The organism is Armatimonas sp. (assembly GCF_031410135.1).
GTDB lineage: Bacteria > Armatimonadota > Armatimonadia > Armatimonadales > Armatimonadaceae > Armatimonas.
Window position 1 is genome coordinate 1 of sequence record NZ_JANNYP010000462.1, and the last position, 5,382, is coordinate 5,382.

Below are 5,382 nucleotides of genomic sequence, written 5' to 3' on the forward strand. Positions count from 1 at the left end.
CCCCGGCTTCTCTCGTTCCTCGCTTCGCCGACCCTCTTCCTGTATCGCTCGTGCCTCGCTAGGAAGAGGGTGAAATACTTGTGGAATTTATTTTTGATTTTTATCAGAATCACTGGCTCTCAACCGTTCTACAAGTGTGAACAAAGATTTTATAAAAAAGTCCTGTCGTCGGAATCTGGATCAGCATTTAAGACAACGCTCACGAGCATTGCGTACCGAAGCGACCGTCGCGGAGAAAATTCTCTGGGAAGTGCTACGCAAAGATGCTTGTGGTGGCTATCGCTTTCTACGGCAACACCCCATTGCGCCCTATGTGGTGGACTTTTACTGTGCGGCGCTGAAGCTCGTTGTCGAGGTAGATGGAAGTATCCATGATCTTCCCGAAGTCCAAGCCAATGACCAGCTTCGCCAAAAAGCACTGGAAGAACGAGGGCTGCGTCTACTACGCCTCACCAATCAGGAAGTTCTCACGAAATCCACCGCTGAACTTTGCCAAATAATTTTGCATGAAGCCAAACGCACACCCTCTTCCTAGCGAGGTACGAGCGATACAGGAAGAGGGTCGGCGAAGCGAGGAACGAGAGAAGCCGGGGAGATGGTAAAAACTACAACACCAGCACACGGGGGCTCGTGTACTCGTCCATGGTCCAGCGAATACCCTCACGGCCCGTCCCCGAGTCGCCCTCGCCGCCGTAGGGCATGGCATCGCTGCGGAAAGTGGGGACATCGTTGATAATCACGCCGCCCACCCGAAGCTGCTGGTGCGCCTGGAGAATACGGCGCATGTCGTAGGTGAAAACTCCCGCTTGCAGGCCGAAGCGGCTCGCGTTGATACGAGCGATTCCTTCGTCAAAGCTCTCCACGGACTCCACCACAACCACCGGCCCAAAGACTTCATCACAGGCGACAGGCTGATCTACCGGGACATGAGTGAGGATACTTGGGGCGAGAAAGGCCCCCTCGCGCAGCCCCTGAAGGAGCACTCTTGCCCCAGCCCGCTTCGCCTGCTCTACCCACTGCTCCACTCGAATCGCCGCCGCTTCGGTGATCATTGGCCCTAGATCCGTGGTCTCGTCGGCGGGGTCACCAAGGCGAAGTGCCCGCGTTTTTGCTACCAGCGCTTCACAAAACGAGTCGTAGCAGTTTTTATGGACAAAGACGCGCTGGACCGAGATACAGACCTGGCCGGAGTAAGCAAAACCGCCCGCGACGCAGCGTGCCACCGCATGGGCAATATCCGCATCTTCCGCAACCAGCACAGCGGCGTTTCCCCCCAGCTCCAGGGTGACATGCTTCTTATTTGCCAGCCGCTTCAGCTCCCAGCCAATTGTGTCTGAGCCGGTGAAGGAAAAAACCGGCAGGCGCGGGTCGGTGGCCAGCAGTGTTCCGATCTCTTGCGGTGTCTCGGGAGTCAGCACCGCAAAGGCCGCTTCTGGCCAGCCCGAGGCGTGCACCAGCTCCTGGAGTTTAAGGGCAATCCGTGGCGTTTTCTCGGCAGGCTTGAGCACCACCGGTGCACCGACCGCAATCGCCGGAGCCAGCTTGTGCGCCACGAGATTGAGGGGAAAATTGAAGGGCGTGACAGCGGCAACCGGGCCAAGCGGAAAGCGTCGCACCAGTCCCAGGCGTCCCACCGCCGCTGCGCTCAGATCCAATGGGAGCAGCTCACCCCCAAAGCGCCGGGCTTCGTCTGCCGCGAGTGAGAAGGTCATGCGAGCACGCTGCACCTCAACACGTGCATCTCGAATCGGCTTCTTCGCCTCCGCACAGAGGAGCTGGGCAAAGTCCTCAAGCTGGGTCTCAAGCCCCTCGCTAATTCGTGTGAGAATTGCATGGCGCTCAAACGAGGCACGGGCTTGTGTGGTAGGAAAAACCTCGGCGGCGGCGGCAATCGCCGCCTCTGCCTCCGCCTTTGTCGTAAAATGCATGGTTTCAGGATACCCGCATCTCGCACCGTGGGGTATCCTGAGCCATGCCGACTCTACTTCTTGCACTTCTTGCTCTCGGGCAGACCGAGGCCCCTGCTCCTAAACCGCCGTACATTCCTCTCTATGGCGTTAATGTTGGTACCTATTTACCCACGAGCGCAGCCGTACGTTCCCGCTTCGGAGACAACTGGTTCAGCTTTTCACCGGGCTTTGGGCCTGTACTCCCACCACCCGTCCCTCGCCTCTCACCCGATTTCAACCTCGCAACCCAGAGGAAAACATTTGGTGGTTTCCAGAACCGCGCCTTCATGGCTTCTCTGTCGGCGCAGTACCAGTGGCCTCTTTTCCAGCTCTATGTCACCGAAGGAGAGCCCTTCAAGCTCCCGACGTTCTTGCCGTATGCGGGAGTGAGTTTGGGAGGAGCCTACGCCAACTTGCGGAGCCAGGCCGATAACATCAACGGGAGCGGATTTGCTCCTAGCGGAAGTCTCTACGTGGGAACGAGCATTGGGCTCCGTAGCTTTGTGGAGGCGCGTTGGCGTGCGGTGGGTAAAGTGCAGGGCTTTGATCTCTCGGGGCTTGATCTGAGTGTCGGGCTCCGTTTCTAGCGCACGGCTTCGGGCGATTTGGCTCTTAGGGGCACTTTTTTGCCTGCCTCTGGGACTTGCCACTCGCCTTCTGAAACGACACTTCGATGCGCTTGGTTCCGCACTCGGCGATGGCCTCTGGGCGCTGCTTGTCTTCTGCCTGGTCTGCGGCGTAGCTCCGCGCTGGCCTCTGGCGTGGCGCGTGTTGACGGCGCTCACTCTGGCCGTGCTTGTGGAGGTCAGCCAGCTCTGGCACTTCCCCTGGCTCGTCGCGCTTCGTCACACAAGACTCGGCGCACTTGCCATTGGCGGCAGCTTCTCTTTTGGAGATATTCTCTGCTACGCCACAGGAATCGCCTTCGGTGCCCTACTCGCCCGGAGGTTCGAGCGCTGATGCAGCGCCAGAGATCGCGCTACGCCCCCGGCACCTGGCAGGCACTCGTACTCAAGCAGCTCTCCTCGACAGAGGCGAACGGGCGCTCTGTCATGGCACATAGCGAGTCATCCCAAGCACTGCCTTTTCTGCTACCGTTACTTCGATCAGACCATCGCCTAGTTCGTCGTGAGATATTGACGACACTGATCGGTATTCCGATTGGCTATGCACTCATCACTCTTTTGTGTACAATGAGCGGATATTCCAACCCTAGTTCAAGCTTCGTGGTGAGTATGTTTCTTGTGATGACCTGGAATCTACGGACTCCTGCGGAGAAGCGCTACCCACGCTGGCGAAATGCGCTCCAAGCAACTTTCTTTCACTTGGAGCGCTCCACGATCTCGGAGCGGCTGCCAGTCTTGTTGGAGATTACGCGCTGGCTTCACGAGCGGCCTCGCCTCGTGACCTTGGAGACGCGGCAGCAGTTTTATAGGCTCCTCACTGAGACACTTTCGAAAACGGACACGGGCGTTCTGGAGACACTAGAGCCCGAGGGGATTGCCCACTTGATCGCTCTTGTGGTGCGCTCCCGCAAAGAGATGCCCGACACGCTTCTGGCGGCAGTCATTCTGGTACTGGCGCAGCTACAACCGGAGAGTATCCCCCTGCGACCGAGGCTCCACCAGCTCACCTACGACTCAAGCCCACGTATCCGCGAAGCCGTCGAAGAGTTCTACCGGGTTCCTAAGTAGCTTCCTAGCTTTCCGCCCAGCCAGACGGCAAGCAGGCCTAAGGCGAGCGAGAGAGCAATGTTTCCGGTGGCGGGGCCGGGTTTGAGCTTCGCGGTGTCCTGCATCAGGGTCGAGAACGTGGTATAGCCCCCACAGAAGCCGACACCTAGGAACAGGCGCAGACTCTCAGACTTGTTGCCCAGGGTGGTCGCGACGAGGCCGAGCAAAAAGCAGCCGCTGACATTGACAATGAGTGTGCCTAGGGGAAGTGTGGCGGGCCAGCGCTGCGTCATGGCGCTGCCAAGCACGTAGCGTAGCACGCCGCCGAGCGCACTTCCCAGCCCGACCAGACCACAATCTAGCAATTTCATCAGGCGAATTGTACGGCAGAGTGCTTAAGAAGCGCTTCAAAACCACCGATATTTAAGCGGAATCCTATGAAAATACTGGCAGTTGAAGGAGATGCTCTCTCCGCGCTACTCTTGCACGAGGCGCTGGAGCGACAAGGACACCAAGCGACGATTGTCCGCGATGGTGAGGCGGCTTGGGAGCAGCTCACCCTAGGAAGCAGCCCGCGCAGTGAGACACGCACAAGCTCACCCTACGATGTCCTGATCACCCGCTGGAACGCTCCCAAGGTCAACGGTCCAGATACTTGTCGCCGCATCCGACACCCCGATATTGGAATCGAGAGCTTACCGGTTCTGATGGCGATGGACAGCGACACGCCCGACACTCGCCAGCGGGCTCTGGAGGCGGGGGCTGTCGTCTGCCTACGCTACCCACTCGACCCGGATGAGATTCGTTCCGCGCTTCAACAAGTTGAGACAGCACAAATCGCTCTCCAGACCTCTCTGGAGCCTCTCCCCGAGAGCCTCCATAATTTTGCCACATCTCCTGTTGAGGAGCTTGCGCTCGCACGTGTCGGGGACAAGGCTCCCGCAGCCGTGAACCAAGCGATTGCCGCTCCCGGGAATCGCGTTCCCGCTACGGGTGCTGGTCTGCCCGCTGTCGTGCCCTCATCGGGACTGATGGGTGCCAAAGAGCGCCTTGGGGAGATCTTAATTACCCGTGGGCTCATCACACACGGTCAGCTTGCTCAGGCGCTGGAGATTCAGCATCGCACACAGGATCGCCTGGGCTCGATCTTAATCAACCAGGGCTGGGTCAGTGAGCAGGACATTACTGCCGCACACAGTCGCCAGATAGACATGACCTTCGTCAATGTCGAAAGCGAGCAGGCCTACGACGAAGGGCTCTCCCTGATCTCCCGTGAGCAGGCGCTGGCACTGATGGTACTGCCTCTCGAACCTGCCGATGAAGACTCGTTTCTCTCCGATCCACCTATCCGTGTCGCGGTCTCAAATCCATGGAATACCCCCGCCATTGATCTGGTGCAGGCGCGCACCAAGCGACGCGTGCGTCCGGTTTTGGCAGAGAGCACGGCTCTCAAGCGTGCCATTGAGCTTGCGTACCAGACCAGCGGCAATACGTTTGATAAGCGCCAAGTGGCTCGCTCTTTAGAAGCAACCCTCACGATCCTCAACGACGATGCGGGGCTCTCGCCTGAAGACACCCGCCGCCTCGCCGAGGACGCAGACAATATTGCCACCGTGGATGATCCCAATGACGCGCCGATCATCAAGTTTGTGAATACACTGCTGATTGAGGGGGTCCGAAAACGCGCCTCGGATATCCATATCGAGCCCTACAAGAAAGATTTTCAGGTTCGCTATCGTATTGACGGCCACTTGCATGTG

7 protein-coding genes are annotated in these 5,382 nt (G+C 58.5%); 5 read left to right on the top strand and 2 right to left on the bottom strand.

Going from position 1 to position 5,382, the window contains the following annotated elements; all coding sequences use genetic code 11:
* Positions 1–136: 136 nt before the first annotated feature.
* Positions 137–535: an endonuclease domain-containing protein gene (locus RMO15_RS17135; RefSeq protein WP_309714665.1), complete on the top strand. Its 399-nt coding sequence runs from the start codon at positions 137–139 to the stop codon at positions 533–535.
* A gap of 70 nt (positions 536–605) precedes the next feature.
* Here RMO15_RS17135 and RMO15_RS17140 read toward each other — a convergent pair whose 3' ends face one another.
* Positions 606–1,928: an aldehyde dehydrogenase family protein gene (locus tag RMO15_RS17140; protein WP_309714666.1), complete on the bottom strand. Its 1,323-nt coding sequence runs from the start codon at positions 1,926–1,928 to the stop codon at positions 606–608.
* Between the two features lie 44 nt (positions 1,929–1,972).
* Here RMO15_RS17140 and RMO15_RS17145 point away from each other — a divergent pair, with 44 nt between their 5' ends.
* From RMO15_RS17145 to RMO15_RS17155, 3 genes are read left to right on the top strand one after another with little or no spacing between them, the layout of a single operon-like run.
* Entirely contained in the window at positions 1,973–2,536 is a 564-nt protein-coding gene (locus tag RMO15_RS17145) for a hypothetical protein (protein ID WP_309714667.1), read from the top strand.
* On the top strand, positions 2,517–2,909 hold the full coding sequence (locus RMO15_RS17150) for a DUF2809 domain-containing protein (RefSeq protein WP_309714668.1): 393 nt from the start codon (positions 2,517–2,519) through the stop codon (positions 2,907–2,909). Before RMO15_RS17145 ends, RMO15_RS17150 begins: the two co-directional genes overlap by 20 nt.
* On the top strand, positions 2,909–3,643 hold the full coding sequence (locus RMO15_RS17155) for a hypothetical protein (protein ID WP_309714669.1): 735 nt from the start codon (positions 2,909–2,911) through the stop codon (positions 3,641–3,643). Before RMO15_RS17150 ends, RMO15_RS17155 begins: the two co-directional genes overlap by 1 nt.
* Here the strand turns inward: RMO15_RS17155 and RMO15_RS17160 are convergent.
* On the bottom strand, positions 3,625–3,993 hold the full coding sequence (locus RMO15_RS17160; RefSeq protein WP_309714670.1) for a CrcB family protein: 369 nt from the start codon (positions 3,991–3,993) through the stop codon (positions 3,625–3,627). The genes RMO15_RS17155 and RMO15_RS17160 overlap by 19 nt on opposite strands.
* A gap of 66 nt (positions 3,994–4,059) precedes the next feature.
* On the opposite strand from RMO15_RS17160, the gene RMO15_RS17165 reads away from it, so the two are divergent.
* Positions 4,060–5,382: response regulator (locus RMO15_RS17165; RefSeq protein ID WP_309714671.1), on the top strand; the 1,323-nt coding region annotated here is incomplete at its 3' end.